Genomic DNA, 18840 nt, shown 5'->3' with positions numbered 1-18840 from the left:
TAAGTATCACAATGGAAACTTTTTACAGTCTTTATCCTGCTGTTAAGCACCTGCATTTAACCTTAATTGCCGTGAGTGTGCTGTTTTTTGTCGTTCGTTTTGTGTTGCACTTACGTCAGTCAGCACTGATGGGCAAGAAAGTATTCAAAATCGCGCCCCATGTTATCGACACTTTTTTACTGCTGTCGGGCTTAACCCTGTGCTTTATGATCAAGCAATATCCCTTTGTGGACCCTTGGTTGACCGAAAAGATTGGCGCCGTGCTCGCGTATATTGCCTTGGGCGTGATTGCGATAAAAGCGAACAGAAACAAATTGTTCAAAGTTTTTGCCTTTTTAGGTGCATTAGGTTGGTTAGTTTACGCCGCCAAATTGGCGCATTTTAAACAAGCGGTATTATTGGGTTAATGGGTAAATACAATCTGCAAGATGGCATTTCTTTGCCCGAGTCGGCATTGGATGTAGGTGCTCACCTTGGATTTTCAAACCTCGAAGCGGCGAAATGGGCTTGGTTTGAATTGGCGGGAGCCGTATTAAGTCATTACCTGGTGGATCAACAGCAACGCTTTAATGCGTTGCTGCATTGGTTTTATCAGGACTTGGGTTTTTGTGTCCGCGACAATTACTTCAGTACCGAAGCGGCGGACTTAGGCACTTGCCTTATCACTAAACAGGGCAATAGCACCACACTGGCGACGGTTTTGATGCTACTGGCCAAGCAGCTCGATTTAGAGCTCGAAGCCTTACTCTTACCGGGTAATACCGTGCTTCGCAGTCATGTTGCTGGTGTTGTGCGTTATCACGACCCACTGACGGGCAAAGAGCTAACGAAGCACCAGCTCCATGTGTTAGTGCGCGGTGAGTTGGGTAACGCGGCTGAACTTAAGCCAAGCTACTTAAAGGCGGCGTCGGTGAAGAAGCTGATTTCACGCATGCTGCATGAGCTTAAGGCGGGGTGTATCGTGTCGCATCAATTTGAGGCGGCGATGGAATGTTGCAACTTACTGCTACAGTGGCACCCAGATGATGTGCACCTAAATCGGGAGCGCGCCTTTATCGCCCAGCAACTGGGATGTATCAATGTCGCTGCGGCCGATCTGCAACACTTTGTCGATAACAGTCCGCATGATCCTGTTATCGAAATCGTCAAAATGCAGCTCAAAGAGCTCAGTGAACACGCTGAAATCTATCACTAAATCTTAAAGGAGAGCCTAACAGGCTCTCCTTGTTTTTCTAAAAAACAACAATAAATCGGGCGAATGGGAAGTTTGCCCACTAACTGCAAACGGCAGTTTTTAGCATAAATACAATAACAACTGTACCAAACAGGGAGAATACACATGGCAAGCACGGCATTAGTCACCAATGACGCGGTGGCGCTGGGAATATTGGCAACGATTCTGGGATTTGTGTTTTATACCAGTAGTAGTAGCCATCCATTTTGGCAAAAGTTTTACCGTTTTATCCCAGCGTTATTACTCTGCTATTTCTTGCCATCGTTGTTGAATACCTTTGGGGTGATCGATGGTGGCACATCGCAGCTTTACTATGTGGCCTCGCGTTATCTATTGCCCGCCTGTTTGGTGCTACTGATTTTAAGTGTGGATTTAAAAGCCATCTTAGGACTGGGGCCTAAGGCGGTGATCATGTTTTTAACTGGGACTGTCGGCATTGTGATCGGCGGGCCGATTGCACTGTTCGTAGTGTCCTTTATCGAACCCTCATTGATTGGTGTCGATAGTCCTGATGCTGTGTGGCGTGGCATGACGACCCTCGCGGGGAGCTGGATTGGCGGCGGTGCGAACCAAGCCGCGATGAAGGAAATTTATGAAGTGGGCGGCAATATCTTCTCCGTGATGGTGACAGTCGATGTGATTGTGGCCAATATTTGGATGGCGGTATTGTTGTTTATGGCATCAAAAGCCAAAGAAATCGATGCCAAGACAGGTGCAGATACCACAGCAATTGAGACCTTAAAGAACAAGGTTGAGCAGTATCATGCTGAAAATGCACGTATTCCAAGCCTGCGTGATTTGATGCTGATTGTGGCCGTCGGTTTTGGCATCACGGGCGTGGCCCATATTGCCGCCGATTTCCTCGGCCCTTATTTTGAGGCCAACTATCCTTGGACTGAGGATTACAGCTTAACCTCTAAGTTCTTCTGGCTAGTGGTGATTGTGACCACCATAGGTTTAGCCATGTCCTTTAGCCCTATGCGCCATTTAGAGGCGGCGGGGGCTTCTAAGGTAGCGTCGGCATTCTTGTATATTTTGGTGGCGACCATTGGTTTACATATGGATGTAAGCAAGGTCCTTGATACGCCGCTATATTTTTTAGTGGGCATTATTTGGATGATAGTGCACGCTGGTTTTATGTTATTGATTGCTAAGTTAATTAAGGCTCCTTTGTTTTATATGGCCGTGGGCAGTCAGGCAAACGTAGGTGGAGCGGCATCGGCGCCAGTTGTGGCGGCGGCGTTCCACCCAGCTTTAGCCCCTGTTGGGGTATTGTTAGCCGTATTTGGTTATGCGCTAGGCACTTATATGGCGTGGCTCTGCGGTCAGTTACTGCAAGCCGTCGCGGTATAGTAGCCTTAGCTCCTGTTCAGCGCTGGTAAGGTTCCAGCATTTTAGAGAGAAGTTGCGATGAGTAATAAAATCATAAACCTAGGTTCAATCGAGATCGCTAACGATAAACCTTTCGTGTTGTTTGGTGGCATGAACGTGCTTGAGTCTCGCGATCTCGCTATGTCGATTGCTGAAACCTATGCCGAAGTGACGCAAAAACTGGGTATTCCCTATGTTTTCAAGGCGTCGTTCGACAAGGCTAACCGCTCTTCTGTTAACTCTTACCGTGGTCCTGGCATGGAAGAAGGCTTAAAGATTTTTGAAGAAATCAAAAAGACTTTCAATCTGCCATTAATCACCGACGTGCATGAGCCTTACCAATGTGCGCCTGTCGCTGAAGTGGTTGATATTATTCAGCTACCTGCTTTCTTAGCGCGCCAAACTGACCTCGTTGTCGCCATGGCGAAAACGGGCGCTATCATCAACGTGAAAAAGCCACAGTTTTTAGCGCCCCATGAAATGCGCCATATCATCACTAAGTTTAACGAAGCGGGTAACGATGAGATTATCCTGTGTGAGCGTGGTTCATGCTTTGGTTACAACAACCTAGTCGTTGATATGCTGGGCATGGATGAGATGAAGCAATCCGGCTATCCAGTGATTTTCGATGCTACCCACGCATTGCAACGCCCCGGTGGTCGTGCCGATTCTGCGGGCGGCCGTCGTGCTCAAGCGACTGAATTAGCTCGTAGTGGCATGGCCTTAGGCTTAGCGGGTCTGTTTATTGAGGCCCACCCAGATCCAGATAACGCTAAGTGTGATGGTCCATGCGCCTTACCACTGCACCAGTTAGAAAACTACCTGAAGCAGATGAAGGCGATTGATGATTTGGTGAAATCCTTCGACCCGATTGATACCAGCAAATAAGCTTGGCTGAACCTTCTTAACTAAAAAGCCCCGAATCGTTCGGGGTTTTTTATTGGGTGAAATTTTCTCCATAGCGATATCAATACCTTGTGTTTATGATGTTGGCTGCAATTTAGCGCATAACCCATGTCAGAGTGCCGTCTGGCAGTAACAGGATAGCTCGGATGTGGATTTTCTTTACCTTATTAGCCGCATTTATGCAGGCGTGGCGCAATGCCTTTCAGAGCCAACTGAGTAAAGAGGTTAAGGTGGCGGGCGTCACCTTGGCGCGGTTTATTTGGGCAGGCCCGATTGCGGCCTTGTATCTTGGGCTGTTATATCTTTGGGACAATGTGGGATTACCGCATTTTACGGCGGAATATATCGGCTTTATTGTCGGCGCATCCATGATGCAGATCCTCGCGACTGGCTTGATGGTTAAGTTGTTTCAACAACAAAATTTTGCCATCGGTGCCGGGCTTGCCAAGAGTGAGGCCATCGTCGCCGCGATATTAGGCACTTTCTTTTTTGGCACCCATTTATCGTTACTCGGTTGGATTGGGGTGATTTTAGGTGGCGTTGCCGTGTTTTTATTGAGTGCCAAGCAAGGGCTTAGGCAGTTATCCCTAAGCACTGTGCTGCTCGGCATTGCTAGCGGTAGCGCCTTTGCACTGACCTCTTTATGGGTGAGGGAAGCAAGCCTGAGGTTAAATGTCGGCTTTCCCCATAGCGCCGCTTGGGTATTGTTATGCGTGATCAGTTTGCAAACCTTAGTGTTAGTGAGTTATTTAGTCCTAAAGGATAAGGAAACGTTAATCGCCTTAATCCAACGGCCTAGGTTAACCTTGCTGACGAGTACCGCTAGCTGCTTTGGCTCCATTGGTTGGTTTAGTGCCATGTCTTTGCAGGCCGTACCCTACGTGAAAACCCTAGGCCAAGTAGAAATCTTCTTTATGATGTTGATTTCGGCATTCTGGCTTAAAGAGAAAGTGAAAATTAAAGAGTTGCTCGGCCTTATCTTAATCGCCTTGGCGGCGATATTAGTGATGTGGGAATAATGCGCAATTGATGGCAAAGTCGGTATCGATTAGTTAAGTTGCGCAGGCCCGATAATCGATTAATCAAAACATAGGGCAAGAAAGACCAAATCGGCTATATCTTTGATTCTTTAAGTGGCTAAGATACTGTCGATACAAAAATTAACAATCGATTCAACGGGGATTTGTTACTATGCCAGTCCGTACGATTCTTGCCCAAATTTCGATGCGTCACATCTTCTCCTTATCCGAATTGACATTAAAACACTGGCTAACCTTACTTCTGTTGCCCATCTTTTTAGCTTTGCTATTGAGTTACTTTATCGCAGGCTATTTAAGCCATAATAAAGCCGCGGAGATTGGCCGTTTCAATTTGGAGCGTCTAGAGGCAATCTTAGACTTATCGGATGAAGTGGGTGAGTTTGCCAAGGACTTAACTGAACAAGATTGCGGCAAGTTAACCGAATATATGCATTTTCAGCCTTATTTTCGGGGCGTATTACTCTTCAATGCAAACGAGTTTTACTGCTCGTCGACTACGGGCGGGGTGAATCTCCCCTTAAATACCTTACTTCCAGCGAATAGTTTGCAAGATGGCGCGCAATATATCGTGCCTGAGACGCCTGCTCGGCCGGGCGTACCAGCGATCATCACGATTTATAAGAATGAGAATACGCAATACGGCGCCGTGGTTGTTTCCGAAGGCCAATACCTGATCGATAGTTTCATTCAGCCGGATGTCTTTCCTCGCGCGGTGAAAACCGTTGTGCTTGGCTTACATGGGGCGACGTTGCCCTCAAGCCCGCAGTTTAGTGGTAATCAAGTTATTAGGGTATTGGCGAAGGATCAGTTTGATGTGCATCAGGATTTTGTCATCCTGCTGGAGATCTCTAAGGGATTGTTTTGGCATTTTTATTGGATTGCCTTTGCATTATCACTGCCGCAGATATTTACCCTGATCATATTGTCTAGCCTATTGCTGACAAAGCGTCGTGGGCGCCACTCCCTTGCGGACGACATTAGAAGCGGCATTGAAAATAAAGAGTTTTTCCTCGTATACCAACCTATTGTAGGCAGTGAAGATGGCAAAGCCAAAGGCGTTGAAGCACTGGTGCGCTGGCAACATCCGCAAATGGGCTTAGTTCGTCCTGATTTGTTTATTCCCATCGCCGAAGAAAGCCAATTAATTGTGCCATTAACCAATTATATTTTTGAACGGGCCTTGGCCGATTTTAGCTCGATGCAAGTGGAACCGGGTTTTAGGGTCGGTTTTAACGTGGCGCCCGAACATTTTATCCAAAGCGATATCGAGGCTAAGTTTCGTTACCTTAGGGATGCGTTTGCCGAAATCGGTGTGCAGCCGTTAATCGAAATCACCGAGCGGCAATTATTAACGGCGGATATGTGTGAGCGAATTGCGGCGCTACGTGAGCTGGGGATTCTGGTGGCGATTGACGATTTTGGCACTGGGCAGACAACCTTGTCGCTGCTGCAAACCTTTACCTTGGATTACCTTAAAATCGATAAATGCTTTATCGATACCATAGGCCAAGATTCGGTGACCTCCCATGTGCTCGATACCATCATCGAACTCTGCCATAAGATGAATTATGTGGCTGTGGCCGAAGGGGTGGAGACCCAAGAGCAGGCGGACTATTTAATCAGTCGTAATGTGCATTCTTTGCAGGGCTATTTATACGCTAAGCCGATGAAATTAGATGAGCTTAGGCAATGGCTGAAGGTTCATTAACAAGCGGTATCAGTAAACTTGCCATCAGGATGTGAGTCCTGACGGCAAGTGTAGTCATCGAGCTACAGGCTATAGCCTGTTTCTTCGTGTTCGGAAAGGTCTAGGCCATTCACTTCTTGCTCTGTGCTGACGCGAAGTCCGCCGAGGATTTTGCCAATCACCACAAACAATAACCAAGTTACAATCGCTGTATAGGTGAACGTAGCGATAACGCCAATGGCCTGTGCCCCGAGTTGGTCGAGCATAGTGTGGTTCACACTGGCAAAGCCATAACCGCTGAAGATCCCAAGCTGAGTCGAACTAAATACTCCCGCCAGTAACGTACCGAGAATACCGCCGACACCATGCACTGGGAACACATCGAGTGAGTCATCAATCTTAAGCTTTTGTTTAATGTAGACGGTTGAAAAGAAGCAGACCACGCCGCCAAGAAAACCGATAACTAACGCGCCAGCAGGGCCGACATAACCCGATGCAGGAGTGATAGTGCCAAGGCCTGCCACCATGCCGGTGACGATACCGAGTGCACTGGCCTTACCGAATTTATACCACTCGATACCTGCCCACGTGATGGCGCCCATTGACGCGGCTAGATGGGTCGCGAGAATCGCCATGGCCGCAGTGCCATTGGCGCCTAAAGCGCTGCCGCCATTAAAGCCAAACCAGCCTACCCACAACATGCCCGCGCCTGTCACTGTCATGGTCAGGTTATGGGGCATAATGGCCGAGTTTAAGAATCCCTTACGCGGCCCTAACACTTTTGCCGCCACCAGTGCCGCCACCCCAGCGGTAATGTGTACGACTGTACCGCCAGCAAAGTCATACAGGCCAAGTTCCGCCAACCAGCCGCCGCCCCACACCCAGTGGGTGATAGGTGCATAGACTAACAGCAACCAAGCGCTTGAAAACATCAGTACGGCGGAGAACCTCATCCGCTCGGCAAAGCCACCGATGATCAGCGCTGGCGTGATAATCGCGAAGGTCATCTGGAAAAGCATAAATAAAGGTTCGGGAATATCCCCACTGACACTATCGCGACCAATGCTGGCTAGAAAAGCTTTGTCAAGCCCGCCGATAAAACCGTTGCCGGTATCGAAGGCGATAGAGTAACCCACCACAAACCACAGCACGGAGGCGATAGCGGCGATAGAAAAACACTGCATTAAAATTGATAGCACGTTTTTACTGCGCACCAGACCGCCGTAAAACAGCGCCAGCCCTGGGAGTGTCATCAATAGGACGAGTGCTGATGAGCTTAAAATCCATGCTGTGTTGGCGCCGCTGAGCTGCGCCTCATCGGCCAAAGCCGTGCCCGCAAAGCTGCTGGCGAACAGCGCCAATAATGCCTGATAACCCAATTTTGAATAACGGGCGTTTGGCTTCGCGGACTGAGTGTGCTGGCTGATTTGGGTATTCGTGCTGCGCTCGAGCGTAGCGTTAAGTGCGGTTGTCTGTTGGCTCATATTGCATCACTCCCTTCCTCAGCGGTGCGCACGCGGATCACTTGCTCGAGTGGGGTGACGAATATCTTGCCGTCGCCGACTTTACCCGTGTGAGCCGCGGCAACAATGGCTTCGATGACCGCATCCTCCTGCTCGGAATGGATGGCGATTTCAAGCTTCATTTTGGGGAGAAAATCGACCGCATATTCGGCGCCGCGATACAGCTCTGTATGTCCCTTCTGGCGACCAAAACCGCGTACTTCGGTCACTGTCATACCTTGGATGCCAAGTTGCGTCAGCGCTTCACGTACATCATCAATTTTAAAGGGTTTAATAATAGCGGTGATGAGTTTCAACTTTATTCTCCAACGAACTTCAGACGTAAGTTAGGTGAACAAAGCAGGAATCAGGCCATAACAATAATGTTTTTATTATCATTATGTTAACAAAGTGGGGCACTCAAATAGACAGCGTTTTTGCCGCAAAACAGTGCGAAAACAGGTGATTGCGCCCCGATTTGGTGCGCTGTGATGGTGCATTTGGCACCGAAATACCAATTCGAGTGCATTTAAAAATGCTGGAATATCACTGAGTTTTATTAAGCTCGGTTGGATAGGGGGAAATCCATTTAAAATCAATTGAGTATATTGATTAAGCTTGTGGCGTTATTGCCGACAGCTGTTTAATGGCTTGGCACATTTGGGTATTGGTGGCTGCACTTAAACCGTGCGCGCTGGCGCGGTCGCAAATATAACCATTAATTTGTTCAATCTCGGTTGGCCTATGGTGTGCTACATCTTGGTGCATCGACGAGAAATTCGCGGCCGTGAGTTCAATCACCCGATACACGCGCTCTTCAAGCATTTGTCTATCCAGCTCGATACCATCGTGGGCGGCCACCTCGACCAGTTCATCTAAGATACTGGCGATGGTCTGGGTAAATTGTGCTTGAGCCAAGGTGCCATTCGGGCATTGATGCAGGGCAGTCAACGGATTAATCGCGGCGTTTACCGCAAGCTTTTGCCAAAGACTCGGGATAATTGCCTCAACCCATTCACTGCTGGGGATAGCGTTGAGCAGCCCATCACGCAGTGTGTGTGGTAATGCGGGGCCGGTAAAATGGCCAAACTGGGTCAAGCCTTGACCGGTTTGTTTGACTTGCCAGCGGGACTGGCGCAGCACGCCTTGTGAGGTGGTGCCAAGGCTTAAGCCGCGACCCTGTAATTTAGGCGCGAGAGCCAAGTGTGGACCCATGCCATTATGTAATAACAGGATATGACACTGGGGCGAGAGTTTGTCGAGTAAAGGGCTAATAGCATCAACGACTTGATAAGCCTTAACGCACACAATTAGCAGCTTAACCTGCTGTAAGCCTGTGCTGTCTAAACTGACTTTAGGCACTCGGTATGAGACTGAGTCGGCACTTGCATCCGTTGATGGCAGAGGGCAAAACACAAGGTCTTGCCCATCCGTCGCCTCAGAAGTGGATACTGATTCACGCGCTATCAGGCCTACGGCTAATCCCGCCGAATGCAGTTGATGGCAAATCAATTGCCCCACGGCGCCAGCCCCTAAAATCGCGATATCGGTGATTTGAGGCTCCATAGCGGATGACGCACCTTGGCCGAACATTATTCTTCCTTGAGTTGGGCGGCGCTAAAGTATTTTCGATAGGCCCAAAGACAGAAGTAAAACAAAGCGATACCAGCAAAGTCAGCTAACACATCGCCGACAGAGGCGCTGCGGTAGGGTAAACGCGATTGCACTAGCTCAATCAAAATCGCGTAGGCGGCAAGCACCAGCGAGAGCCAGTACCACTTAGGGCGAAAGGCGAGAAAGGTCAGATAAGAGAGACAGAAGAAGCTCCCAAGATGGCCTACCTTATCGATATTGGGGATACTTTGCGAATAGGTTGGTCTGGAAAACACCAGATAACTGATCACGACAAAGGCTACGGCTAAAGCCAATTTGAATAGGGTGTTTTTAGTTATCACAAATACAATTTGATTATCTTAGTGTGACGCCATAATAGGAAAATGTGCCGCCAAAGTCATCCATAACCCGAGTTTTATCTTGCTTGGGTAAAGTTAACCTTCAACTTGGGGGAGGGAGTCGGTAAACTATGGGCATTTACAATCACCTAAGGGGCGGCAACTATGCCTTCATTTGATATTGTGTCTGAAGTGGATGAGGTTGAATTACGTAACGCGGTCGAAAACTCCCGCCGTGAACTCAGCAGCCGATTCGATTTTCGTGGTAAAGATGCCAGCATCGAATATAAAGATCATGTGGTGACTCTCACCGCGGAAGATGATTTCCAGTGCAAGCAGTTGGTCGATATTCTGCGTACCCAATTGAGCAAGCGTAACGTTGAGCCTTCGACTATGGATGTCGACGAAAAGTCGGTACATAGTGGCAAGACTTTCTCTCTTAAAGTGCGCTTTAAGCAAGGGATCGAGACGGATATCGCCAAGAAAATCGTTAAGATGGTCAAGGATAGCAAGATTAAAGTGCAATCTCAGATCCAAGGCGACACAGTGCGTGTGACGGGTAAAGCTCGCGATGATTTACAAGCTGTGATGGCGTTAGTGCGTCAAGCGGATCTGGGTCAGCCTTTCCAGTTCAATAACTTCCGCGATTAATCGCAAAGCCTAGCCAGCATTTGATTCACCTCGAGTCAGTGTGCTGATAGAGATTCAAAAGCCCCTCGCTATCAAAGGCGAGGGGCTTTTTTATTGCTTAGATTCGGCGTTGTCTTTGCTGCCATGGGGTACGTATCTATTCACTAAATGAATAAGCAGTAACACGGGAAAACCAATCACACTGGCAGCGACAAAGAAGTTCACATAGCCATAGGCATCGACATAGGCGCCCGAGAAGCCAGCAATAAACTTAGGGAAGAGCAACATAATTGAGGAGAGTAGCGCATATTGGGTCGCACTGTAGCCGCTGCTGGTGAGGCTCGAGAGGTAAGCGATAAAGGCGGCGGTGGCAATACCGGCACTAAAGTTATCGACTGAGATCGCGAAGGTTAAAAATTGGACGTTGTACCCAATCATCGCCTGCCAAGCAAACAGCAAATTGGTGACGGCGACCAAGAGGGCGCCAAGGAATAAAATCTTCATGGTGCCGAAGCGGGCTAATAGGATACCGCCAAAGGCTGCGCCAACTAAGGTCATGATAAGGCCATAGATCTTACTCAGATAAGCAATTTCTTCTTTGCTAAATCCCATGTCCACGTAGAACACGTTGGCCATAATCCCCATCACAATATCCGAAATGCGATAGCAGGAAATCAGCAAAAGAATCAAAATGGCGCTACGGCCATAGCGTTTAAAAAAGTCAATAAAGGGCAGTATGCTGGCGGTATAAATCCATGAGAGACTCGCCGCAACGGGCTTGGGATAACGCTCGCTCAAGCGTTGTTTTACCGCTAATTCGGTCTCATCGGCGGCGCGGGTATCGACCTGTGGCTCGCGGCTAAAAAGCGTTGTTAACACCCCGACAAACATCAGTCCTGCCATCACCAAATAGGAAGTTTGCCAAGCGAGCAGGTTATATTCGGTATTGCCTGGCTCAACCCAAGCGGCGATGCTGAGCGCACCAGCGGTCGCCACAATCATGGCGCTGCGATAGCCCACCTGATAGGCGGCAGCAAGCGCGGCCTGCATTTTTTCGGGGGCAGATTCAATCCGAAAGGCATCAATCACAATATCTTGAGTGGCAGATGCAAAGGCGACCATCAGGGCAAATACGGCTAAGCGTTCGAGATCTTGCAGTGGGTCGCTAAAGGACATGCCCAAAATCGCGCCGACCAATAGCAGTTGGGCGAACAACATCCAACTGCGCCGACGACCTAAAAAGCGCGTCAGTATGGGCAGAGATAATCTGTCCACCAAGGGCGACCAGGCCCATTTGAAGGCATAAGCCAGCGCTATCCAGCTGAAATACCCGATAGAAGTACGGTCGACTCCCGCTTCCCGTAGCCAAAAAGACAAGGTTGAAAAGACCAACATTAATGGCAGGCCGGCAGAAAAGCCGAGTAACAGCAGTATCAACACGCGCTTATGGTAGTAAACGCTAAAGAATTCTAAGATGCGCCGATTTAAACCGATTACGAACATAAGCATGAGCCGAGGAGTCGAATCCGCCTAGCTTACGGGTAAGATGCGGTGGGATTCAAGGATTAATGCGTATCCTTTTGATGCTCGATGGGTTTCTGTGCGGCAGGGGGAAAATAAAAAGACCCAGCAAGCTGAGTCTTTAGAGAGTGTATTGCTCAAGGTCGAATACCAACGCACCCTGAGGGCATTTGGCCTCCTAAACTAAGGAAGTCGCAGCACGCATGCAACTGCTGATACAGGTACTGATTGCCGCGGATCACCCAGTCTGGCCACTTGTTAAAGCTATGGAGCAAATGCCAAAACACGGTTTCTGTTTCTGTTTGCGCTTCACTACTTGGAATGAGTAATTGCCATTCCTCGAGTGTGTCCCAAAGATAGAGCTGGACTTCATGGAAATCGAGCTCGTCACTCAAAAATGCTTTGCCATACATAGCAAGCTGGGGCGCTTTATTATCGATAAATTCTTCAATCGTCACCCTTGCCTCCTTTCTGTTGCCTTTTGAGTATAGACAGAGGATTAGGGCTTTTGCTCAAATTATTTTCGATTATTTTTTCGGCAGTAATTTAGCTGTTTTCAATATGATAGGTGTCACTGGCACATCGGGCCAATTGAGTTTCGCATTGGTCGTGGTCTCGACCACGGCCATGGCTTCCAGCACTTGTTTGCCCTCAATCACTTCACCAAATACCGCATAACCCCAACGACGTTTGGATGGATCCAGCTTAGTGTTATCCGCCACGTTGAAGTAAAACTGACGGGTAGCCGAGTGGGGATCGTTGTCGCGCGCCATCGCAATAGTCCCCATGCTGTTGGATAAGCCGTTGCCAGACTCGTTAACTATCGGCTTACCTGCGGGTAATTCTTCTAATTGCGGGTTTAGTCCGCCACCTTGAACGACAAAGTCACTGATAATGCGATGGAAAATCGTATTGTTGTACTCGCCTTTGACTACATAGGTCAGGAAGTTATCGACGGTAATCGGTGCGCGGGTTCTATCGAGTTCGACCACAATCTTACCTAGGCTGGTATCAAACTCGACTTGGGGATACAAGGTATCGGGTTGAATGTCGATTGCTGCCCAACTGCTATAGCTAGCACACAGAACTAAGAGTGCAGATATCCAACGAAACATTATGATTTCCTTATTAATTATCGATTAGCACTATTATTGTTGCAGGAACTGGTTTAACTCAGGGTCATTCAAAATTTCCCCAGTGAGTTGGCCGAGTAACTTGTTCATATCCAGCTCTAGAGTGGCAAAGTCTGGCGTTAACGGGCCTTTTAAAGTGCCCTTGGCTTTATAGCGTTTGACTAATTCTTGACTGGAATTACGGGCTTGCACGGCAATCAGCACGCTGTGTTTGGCTTCATAACCGAAGGTCTTTTTGGTGACATCCATTTGCAGTTCTTCTAACTGAACTTGCACTGAGTTGGTTGCGCTTGGGTCAATCTGGTAGCCCGCTTGGGTAAAACCGTTACGGAAAACTTCATCGAGCAATAATTTTGGTGGCTCACTCGGGCCGACGAGGCGAGTCTTAGTGCCTTCTTCGATAAAGCGCGCCACGTACTCAACGTTACGGGTATCAATGGTATCCAATGAGATCTGTACGGGTCTGGTGGTCTGTTGGCTAATATCGGGAACCTGTGGGCTAAATGCCATATGAGTTGGATTTTGGCTCGCGCAGCCCACGAAGAGCAGGGGGAAAGTCAGCGTCAATAATAACTTTTTCATGGGGGATCTCATGCAAGTAAAAAGTGGCTACAGCATACCAGAAATCCCCCCCGTTACCACAATGCACTCGGGTTCAGTCCTTATACAGGTGCAAAGGTTATGATGTGCCAACATCTGCATACTGAATTTAAACAATATGAAATACTTAACAATTAATACTTGGCTGTTGTCGTTCGCGCTGTTTACCGGGGCGGTTGTGGGCAAGGCGAATGCTGGCGATTCTCCCCATGTGTTAGGTGGCAGCTTAGGCTACGGCACTCAAGAATTTGAAACTAAGAGCGGCAAATATGATGCGGGCGATACCTTCACCAGCGACTTGTATTACCGCTATATGCTTAACGACAACTTTGGCGTTGAGGCTGGGTATTTAACGGGTTCTGGTGGTGTGGCAAGTGCGCTCGTTAGTACGTTCAGCGAGATAAAAGATTTACGTTTCCAGGGTGTTAGAGCTACCGCCTACGGCGAATATGCGCTCTCCCGTGGTAATAGTCTGTACGCCAAACTCGGCGCTGCTTACACCCAAGTGAGTTATGAGATGGATAAGCAAGAGATGGATTCGGACGATGTAGGCTTTTACGGCGCGGTCGGTTGGCAATATCGGTTTCAGTCGGGCTTTGGGTTAAACCTTGAATACCAATATGTGCCAATGAAAGAACTCGAGCTACAAGGGGTAAACTTCGGCATGAGTTATCGTTTCTAACGACGAATCAGGTTTACAGAGTCATTCGCTATTATGTAGCGGATAAGTCTGTGTCGATTAGCGCCTTCGGGCGCTTTTTTTATGATCCGCAGGTGGGATTAAACCGAACTCTTGCCGGCAACAAAATCACAACAATTTGAGCTTGCACTCTTTTAATGCAATGGGCGACAGGTTAGAGTAAAAATTCAACATTAAATAAGAGAGCATAAATGCTCCTTCGACTGCACAAGCAAAGGCGAGTTTATGTCTAGGATTATTACCCAAATCGCCCCCGACAGTTTAATCAATGCCAAAGGTCAGCCACATTTCGGCCATTTCGATGGCATAGTCGGTAGCTTAGGTTTAGCGGATTTTGCCTATTTCGATACCATGGACAAGCCCGCATCGGCCTGGGCAAAACGGTTCGATTTTAAGCAGTTCCAGTTTATTTCGATTATCACGCCGCGCTACATCATTGGAATTGCACTGGCGGATATCGCTTATCTCGGGAGTGGTTTCTGTTATTTATATGACATTAAAAATAACAGCTTAACTCAACAGGACTGGCTAAAACCCTTTGGGATTGGCTACCGGATGACGCCTTCACCCGCCAACGGGGTTGCCGCAATCGGCGGTAAAGGCGCTAGCGTGACCTTTAAGATCCAAGAGGGTAATTGGCATTTAGTCATTGATACTAAAAGCATTCAAGCCGATTTAACCCTGCATGCCTTACCCTTAAGTTTACCTATGGCCATGTGTAGTCCCACGGGATACAACGGCTGGACCTATACCCAAAAACACAATGGCTTATCGGTCAAAGGACAACTCACCATAGACCATGAACCGCAACCATTGAATTTTGCCCTCGCAGGTTATGATTTTTCCGCGGGCTTTATGCGCCGAGATACCAGCTGGCGCTGGGCATCCATCAATGCCCAAATAGATGAAGGGGTGATTGGATTAAATCTTGCTGCGGGTGTTAATGAAACCGGTGCCAATGAAAACGTGTTTTGGATCAATGGCGAGCGGCATTTACTCGGACCTGTGCAATTTGAGTTTGACCGTCATGGTCAGCAGGGCACAGATCTCTGGCGTATTCATAGTCACGATGGCCGCGTCGATTTAGAGTTTACGGCGCGAAATTGCCGCAGTGAGAAACGCAATTTTATCTTGCTGAAAAGTAATTTCCGCCAATATCTGGGGCTTTTTAGCGGTTTTATCATTGACAACCAGGGGCGTAAATTCCAACTCAATAATGTGTTGGGATTGACCGAGGACCACTACGCCCGCTGGTAGCCGATTTACGCTTTAATACAATAATAACAATAGGATAAGGGTATATGGATATCGCCGCGTTAATCAATCATCCCGAGGTGTTGCTGCTGGTATTGGCTCCACTGTTTTTTGTCTGCATTTTGCTGGAATGGTATTTCGGCGACAGAAGACAAAAACTGCCAGTGAGTGCCCGTTACCACACGAAGGAAGTGCTGTGTAATTTTAGTCTCGCCGCCATGCACCAAGGCGCGGATATCCTCACGGGGTTGCTGATCGCTAAGTTGTACCTAGCGGTATTTGGTTGGAAATTATTCGATATTCAAATGGGTCCACTCAGCTTTGTGCTGCTGATGATTGCCCAAGATTTTTGCTATTACTGGTTCCACCGTGCGAGCCATAGAGTGCGGTGGATGTGGGCGGCCCATGTGGTGCACCACAGCTCGGAAAATATGAACTTCAGCACCGCCTTTCGCCAGAGTTTGATGTATCCCTTCGCTGGCATGTGGGTGTTTTGGTTGCCGCTGGTGATCTTAGGCTTCGACCCTAATTGGGTGGTTTTTGTGGTGCTATTGAACTTGGGATTGCAGTTTTTTGTGCATACCCAAGCGGTGAGAACACTTGGCCCCTTAGAATGGCTGTTTAATACGCCTTCCCACCACAGGGTGCACCATGGGCGTAATCCACAATATATTGATAAAAATTACGCCGGTATTTTAATTATTTGGGACAAACTCTTCGGTACCTTTGTACCCGAAGGCGAGACAGTGATTTACGGGATCACTAAACCCGTCAACAGTTTTAATCCACTCAAAGTGACCTTTAGCGAATGGCGCGATATGTTCAGCGAGGTGACGGCGCGGGGGCTGACATTCTCGGAGCGCTGTAAAATCCTCTTCGCGCCCCCTGCCAGTCAGCAAAAGGATAAGTGATTTAGCTCAATACGCGAATTAGCAGTGCTCAACGAGTGGTTAATCTTCACTAAATAGTGCAAATGGCTAATAGGAGTCAGACCTTAGCCTTGCTAGCCTACTTTTCTTTTTTTGCAAATTTATAGATGAAAAAATGTACAGGCTCATGCTTTGGTGGTAATTTTTTGTACAAGGGATTCATCTGAGTAGGTTGCAGTATGGTTGATGAGCCGCATTTAACCTTAGAGGAATTAGCTTGTTTTAGAGAGCTATTTTCTCCTAATCGCATAACCCATAACGCCGAGGATGCTCATCCTGAGCCCTTGGTTAATCATGTTTTAACGGTCAAAACCGATGTGCCGCAAGCGCTGGCTTCGCTATTGGGTAAGGCCAAGTTGACCCTGCTGGCCGAAGTCGGCCCCTACAAACTCTGGTTTCCTTTAGAGATGCGCCTCGATGATTTTGGCCAATTGCAGCCCACCTTGGGTGTCCCTGAAGTGTTCGACGCCACTGGGGCGGAGCGGAGTTGGCGTTTGACTCAGCCAGAAGATGTGTGGATCTTCGACCAAGATCAGGGTGAACAATGGTCTGTGGTATCTTTGTCGAGTTCTGGCATGGCGATTCGTGCTAAATCCCAGCAGCAGTTTGAGCAGTTGGTCGATAGCCAAGAACTACAATTACAGTTACCCGATGGTGAAACCATGCGGGTTAAAATCGAGCCTATTCGCCACGAGCAAGGGCTAGCGATTGTCAGGTTTCAGGCCGAAGCCGAAGAGCGAGAAGCCCTGCGTCAGTTCCTCTTTAATCGCCATCGCAGTCAATATCCAAAGCTCTATGCCAGCTTGCGCGGATAAGTGAGCTTGGTGGCACAATTCTGTTAGCTAAACTTAATTCAATTGTAAAAATCCCTTTCTCTATCAGTATCTTTGCCAAACAAGTGGCTTTTCCGAGATCCTAACCTGCCAATCTGCGGTGCTATGGATTAGAATAGCCTTGAATTCAAAAACATCAGAGCGAGCGGTATGCACGTACATATTTTAGGAATTTGTGGAACCTTCATGGGTGGCCTAGCACTCTTGGCTAGGGCAAAAGGGCACAGAGTGACAGGCTCGGATGCCAACGTCTATCCACCGATGAGTACGCAGCTTGAAGAGCAAGGTATTGAACTTATTCAAGGTTTTGACCCAAGTCAGTTAGGTGAAGCGGGTAGTTATCCCGATCTCGTGGTGATTGGTAATGCCATGAGCCGAGGCAATCCTTGCGTCGAAGCGGTATTAAACCTTGGGATCCCTTACACCTCTGGACCGCAGTTTTTAGCCGATCATATTCTGCCTGAGCGTTGGGTGTTAGCCGTGTCTGGTACCCATGGAAAGACTTCCACTTCAAGCATGCTGGCGTGGATCTTAGAGGATTGTGGTTATCAACCCGGTTTCTTGATTGGCGGCGTGCCGCAAAACTTTGGTGTGTCGGCCCGTTTAGGGGAATCGGCGTTTTTTGTGGTCGAAGCCGATGAATACGACAGCGCCTTCTTCGATAAGCGTTCTAAATTTGTGCATTATCATCCCCGTACGCTGGTGATCAATAACCTCGAATTTGACCATGCCGATATTTTTGCCGATTTAGCTGCGATCCAAAAACAATTCCATCATCTGATCCGTACCGTGCCAGGGCAAGGCAAAGTGATTTGGCCTGCCGATTCCCACGCGGTAAAACAAACCATTGAGATGGGCTGCTGGAGCGAGCAAGAGACCTTCAACACCGCTGAGGTGACTAAGGGTTGGTATGCTAAGGCTTTAAGTGATGATTGCCACGAGTTTGAAGTCTTCTTCGACGGCGAATCCCAAGGTGTGCTCGAATGGGCGCTGATTGGTCAGCACAATATCGAAAACGCGCTAATGGCCATCGCGGCCGCGCGCCATGTTGGGGTTAAACCGAGTGCTGCAATTGCAGCATTAACTCGCTTTGTACCGCCGAAACGTCGTCTGGAGCTGTTGGGCACAGTCCACGGCGTGAGCGTATACGATGATTTTGCCCACCATCCAACGGCGATTGCGACCACCATTAAGGGCATGCGTGCCAAGGTCGGTCAAAGCAAAATCACTATCGTATTAGAGCCACGTTCAAACACGATGAAGAGTGGGGTGCACAAAGACACGCTGGCTCATTCCATGCTGCAAGCGGACGAAGCCTTTTTATATCAAGCCGATACTATCGATTGGAACATGAAAGAGGCGATGGAAGCGGCGGTGATCCCTGTGACTGTCCTACATCAAATTGATGATGTTGTCGCTAAAGTCTCTGCCTCGGCAAAAGCGGGTGACACTATTGTGGTGATGAGTAACGGTGGCTTTGGCGGCTTACATAAGAAACTGTTGGCGGCGCTCGAAGTGAGCCCACAGTTTGTTCAGCAGGCGGACTAA

The 18840-nt window shown here is 48.3% G+C and carries 20 protein-coding genes; 12 read left to right on the top strand and 8 right to left on the bottom strand.

Annotated elements, in window-relative coordinates:
• Positions 1-11 precede the first annotated feature (11 nt).
• From ACUZ8J_RS17155 to ACUZ8J_RS17130, 6 genes are all read left to right on the top strand, one after another.
• Positions 12-407: a SirB2 family protein gene (locus ACUZ8J_RS17155; protein ID WP_011623908.1), complete on the top strand. Its 396-nt coding sequence runs from the start codon at positions 12-14 to the stop codon at positions 405-407.
• Positions 407-1195: a transglutaminase family protein gene (locus tag ACUZ8J_RS17150; RefSeq protein ID WP_374916135.1), complete on the top strand. Its 789-nt coding sequence runs from the start codon at positions 407-409 to the stop codon at positions 1193-1195. The genes ACUZ8J_RS17155 and ACUZ8J_RS17150 overlap by 1 nt, the downstream gene beginning before the upstream one ends.
• A gap of 144 nt (positions 1196-1339) precedes the next feature.
• A complete protein-coding gene (locus tag ACUZ8J_RS17145; RefSeq protein ID WP_374908593.1) occupies positions 1340-2587 on the top strand; it encodes a DUF819 family protein in 1248 nt (415 codons plus the stop codon).
• A 57-nt stretch (positions 2588-2644) separates the two neighbouring features.
• A complete protein-coding gene (gene kdsA / locus ACUZ8J_RS17140; protein ID WP_011623905.1) occupies positions 2645-3493 on the top strand; it encodes a 3-deoxy-8-phosphooctulonate synthase in 849 nt (282 codons plus the stop codon).
• Between the two features lie 164 nt (positions 3494-3657).
• A complete protein-coding gene (locus tag ACUZ8J_RS17135) occupies positions 3658-4530 on the top strand; it encodes a multidrug transporter (protein WP_446694458.1) in 873 nt (290 codons plus the stop codon).
• A gap of 172 nt (positions 4531-4702) precedes the next feature.
• Positions 4703-6259, top strand: coding sequence for an EAL domain-containing protein (locus tag ACUZ8J_RS17130; RefSeq protein WP_446694457.1), 1557 nt, complete (start codon positions 4703-4705; stop codon positions 6257-6259).
• A gap of 62 nt (positions 6260-6321) precedes the next feature.
• Here the strand turns inward: ACUZ8J_RS17130 and ACUZ8J_RS17125 are convergent, their stop codons facing one another.
• The 4 genes from ACUZ8J_RS17125 to ACUZ8J_RS17110 form a co-directional block, all read right to left on the bottom strand.
• Positions 6322-7722 (bottom strand): ammonium transporter, encoded by a 1401-nt coding sequence (locus ACUZ8J_RS17125; RefSeq protein ID WP_446694456.1) that lies wholly within the window; start codon positions 7720-7722, stop codon positions 6322-6324.
• Positions 7719-8057, bottom strand: a complete 339-nt coding sequence (locus tag ACUZ8J_RS17120; protein WP_089068421.1) for a P-II family nitrogen regulator — start codon at positions 8055-8057, stop codon at positions 7719-7721. The genes ACUZ8J_RS17125 and ACUZ8J_RS17120 overlap by 4 nt, the downstream gene beginning before the upstream one ends.
• A gap of 295 nt (positions 8058-8352) precedes the next feature.
• On the bottom strand, positions 8353-9333 hold the full coding sequence (locus ACUZ8J_RS17115; protein WP_446694455.1) for a ketopantoate reductase family protein: 981 nt from the start codon (positions 9331-9333) through the stop codon (positions 8353-8355).
• Entirely contained in the window at positions 9333-9695 is a 363-nt protein-coding gene (locus ACUZ8J_RS17110) for a VanZ family protein (protein WP_011623900.1), read from the bottom strand. Before ACUZ8J_RS17110 ends, ACUZ8J_RS17115 begins: the two co-directional genes overlap by 1 nt.
• A 162-nt stretch (positions 9696-9857) precedes the next feature.
• Between ACUZ8J_RS17110 and ACUZ8J_RS17105 the strand changes: the two genes are divergently transcribed.
• Positions 9858-10343, top strand: coding sequence for a YajQ family cyclic di-GMP-binding protein (locus ACUZ8J_RS17105; RefSeq protein WP_011623899.1), 486 nt, complete (start codon positions 9858-9860; stop codon positions 10341-10343).
• Positions 10344-10433: 90 nt separating this feature from the next.
• On the opposite strand, the gene ACUZ8J_RS17100 is transcribed toward ACUZ8J_RS17105, so the two are convergent.
• The 4 genes from ACUZ8J_RS17100 to ACUZ8J_RS17085 all read right to left on the bottom strand — a co-directional run bounded on the left by ACUZ8J_RS17100 (position 10434) and on the right by ACUZ8J_RS17085 (position 13558).
• A complete protein-coding gene (locus tag ACUZ8J_RS17100; protein WP_011623898.1) occupies positions 10434-11831 on the bottom strand; it encodes an AmpG family muropeptide MFS transporter in 1398 nt (465 codons plus the stop codon).
• Between the two features lie 149 nt (positions 11832-11980).
• The gene (locus ACUZ8J_RS17095; RefSeq protein WP_011623897.1) at positions 11981-12301 is read right to left on the bottom strand and encodes a hypothetical protein; all 321 of its coding nucleotides are present in this window, start codon (positions 12299-12301) and stop codon (positions 11981-11983) included.
• 69 nt (positions 12302-12370) lie between these two features.
• On the bottom strand, positions 12371-12958 hold the full coding sequence (locus ACUZ8J_RS17090) for a peptidylprolyl isomerase (RefSeq protein ID WP_011625277.1): 588 nt from the start codon (positions 12956-12958) through the stop codon (positions 12371-12373).
• Between the two features lie 33 nt (positions 12959-12991).
• The gene (locus ACUZ8J_RS17085) at positions 12992-13558 is read right to left on the bottom strand and encodes a YajG family lipoprotein (protein ID WP_041412552.1); all 567 of its coding nucleotides are present in this window, start codon (positions 13556-13558) and stop codon (positions 12992-12994) included.
• Between the two features lie 136 nt (positions 13559-13694).
• Here ACUZ8J_RS17085 and ACUZ8J_RS17080 point away from each other — a divergent pair, with 136 nt between their 5' ends.
• From ACUZ8J_RS17080 to mpl, 5 genes are all read left to right on the top strand, one after another.
• A complete protein-coding gene (locus ACUZ8J_RS17080; protein ID WP_446694454.1) occupies positions 13695-14258 on the top strand; it encodes a porin family protein in 564 nt (187 codons plus the stop codon).
• A 243-nt stretch (positions 14259-14501) separates the two neighbouring features.
• Positions 14502-15533 (top strand): DUF2804 domain-containing protein, encoded by a 1032-nt coding sequence (locus tag ACUZ8J_RS17075; protein WP_446694453.1) that lies wholly within the window; start codon positions 14502-14504, stop codon positions 15531-15533.
• 44 nt (positions 15534-15577) lie between these two features.
• Complete coding sequence (locus ACUZ8J_RS17070) at positions 15578-16441, top strand: sterol desaturase family protein (protein WP_446694452.1); 864 nt, start codon at positions 15578-15580, stop codon at positions 16439-16441.
• Positions 16442-16638: 197 nt separating this feature from the next.
• Positions 16639-17274, top strand: a complete 636-nt coding sequence (locus ACUZ8J_RS17065; RefSeq protein WP_374915666.1) for a hypothetical protein — start codon at positions 16639-16641, stop codon at positions 17272-17274.
• A gap of 168 nt (positions 17275-17442) precedes the next feature.
• On the top strand, positions 17443-18840 hold the full coding sequence (gene mpl / locus ACUZ8J_RS17060; RefSeq protein WP_446694451.1) for a UDP-N-acetylmuramate:L-alanyl-gamma-D-glutamyl-meso-diaminopimelate ligase: 1398 nt from the start codon (positions 17443-17445) through the stop codon (positions 18838-18840).

Source organism: Shewanella sp. Koi 1 (genome assembly GCF_052907445.1).
The sequence above is the reverse complement of the archived record's forward strand: the minus strand, read 5'-3'. Positions and strand labels throughout refer to the sequence as shown.

Coding starts and splice junctions, on each gene's coding strand:
- ACUZ8J_RS17135 (WP_446694458.1), top strand. CDS start 3,658: ATGTGGATTTTCTTTACCTTATTAGCCGCATTTATGCAGGCGTGGCGC.
- ACUZ8J_RS17065 (WP_374915666.1), top strand. CDS start 16,639: ATGGTTGATGAGCCGCATTTAACCTTAGAGGAATTAGCTTGTTTTAGA.
- ACUZ8J_RS17145 (WP_374908593.1), top strand. CDS start 1,340: ATGGCAAGCACGGCATTAGTCACCAATGACGCGGTGGCGCTGGGAATA.
- ACUZ8J_RS17155 (WP_011623908.1), top strand. CDS start 12: ATGGAAACTTTTTACAGTCTTTATCCTGCTGTTAAGCACCTGCATTTA.
- ACUZ8J_RS17125 (WP_446694456.1), bottom strand. CDS start 7,722: ATGAGCCAACAGACAACCGCACTTAACGCTACGCTCGAGCGCAGCACG.
- ACUZ8J_RS17090 (WP_011625277.1), bottom strand. CDS start 12,958: ATGTTTCGTTGGATATCTGCACTCTTAGTTCTGTGTGCTAGCTATAGC.
- ACUZ8J_RS17105 (WP_011623899.1), top strand. CDS start 9,858: ATGCCTTCATTTGATATTGTGTCTGAAGTGGATGAGGTTGAATTACGT.
- ACUZ8J_RS17150 (WP_374916135.1), top strand. CDS start 407: ATGGGTAAATACAATCTGCAAGATGGCATTTCTTTGCCCGAGTCGGCA.
- mpl (WP_446694451.1), top strand. CDS start 17,443: ATGCACGTACATATTTTAGGAATTTGTGGAACCTTCATGGGTGGCCTA.
- ACUZ8J_RS17075 (WP_446694453.1), top strand. CDS start 14,502: ATGTCTAGGATTATTACCCAAATCGCCCCCGACAGTTTAATCAATGCC.
- ACUZ8J_RS17115 (WP_446694455.1), bottom strand. CDS start 9,333: ATGTTCGGCCAAGGTGCGTCATCCGCTATGGAGCCTCAAATCACCGAT.
- kdsA (WP_011623905.1), top strand. CDS start 2,645: ATGAGTAATAAAATCATAAACCTAGGTTCAATCGAGATCGCTAACGAT.
- ACUZ8J_RS17080 (WP_446694454.1), top strand. CDS start 13,695: ATGAAATACTTAACAATTAATACTTGGCTGTTGTCGTTCGCGCTGTTT.
- ACUZ8J_RS17100 (WP_011623898.1), bottom strand. CDS start 11,831: ATGCTTATGTTCGTAATCGGTTTAAATCGGCGCATCTTAGAATTCTTT.
- ACUZ8J_RS17085 (WP_041412552.1), bottom strand. CDS start 13,558: ATGAAAAAGTTATTATTGACGCTGACTTTCCCCCTGCTCTTCGTGGGC.
- ACUZ8J_RS17070 (WP_446694452.1), top strand. CDS start 15,578: ATGGATATCGCCGCGTTAATCAATCATCCCGAGGTGTTGCTGCTGGTA.
- ACUZ8J_RS17130 (WP_446694457.1), top strand. CDS start 4,703: ATGCCAGTCCGTACGATTCTTGCCCAAATTTCGATGCGTCACATCTTC.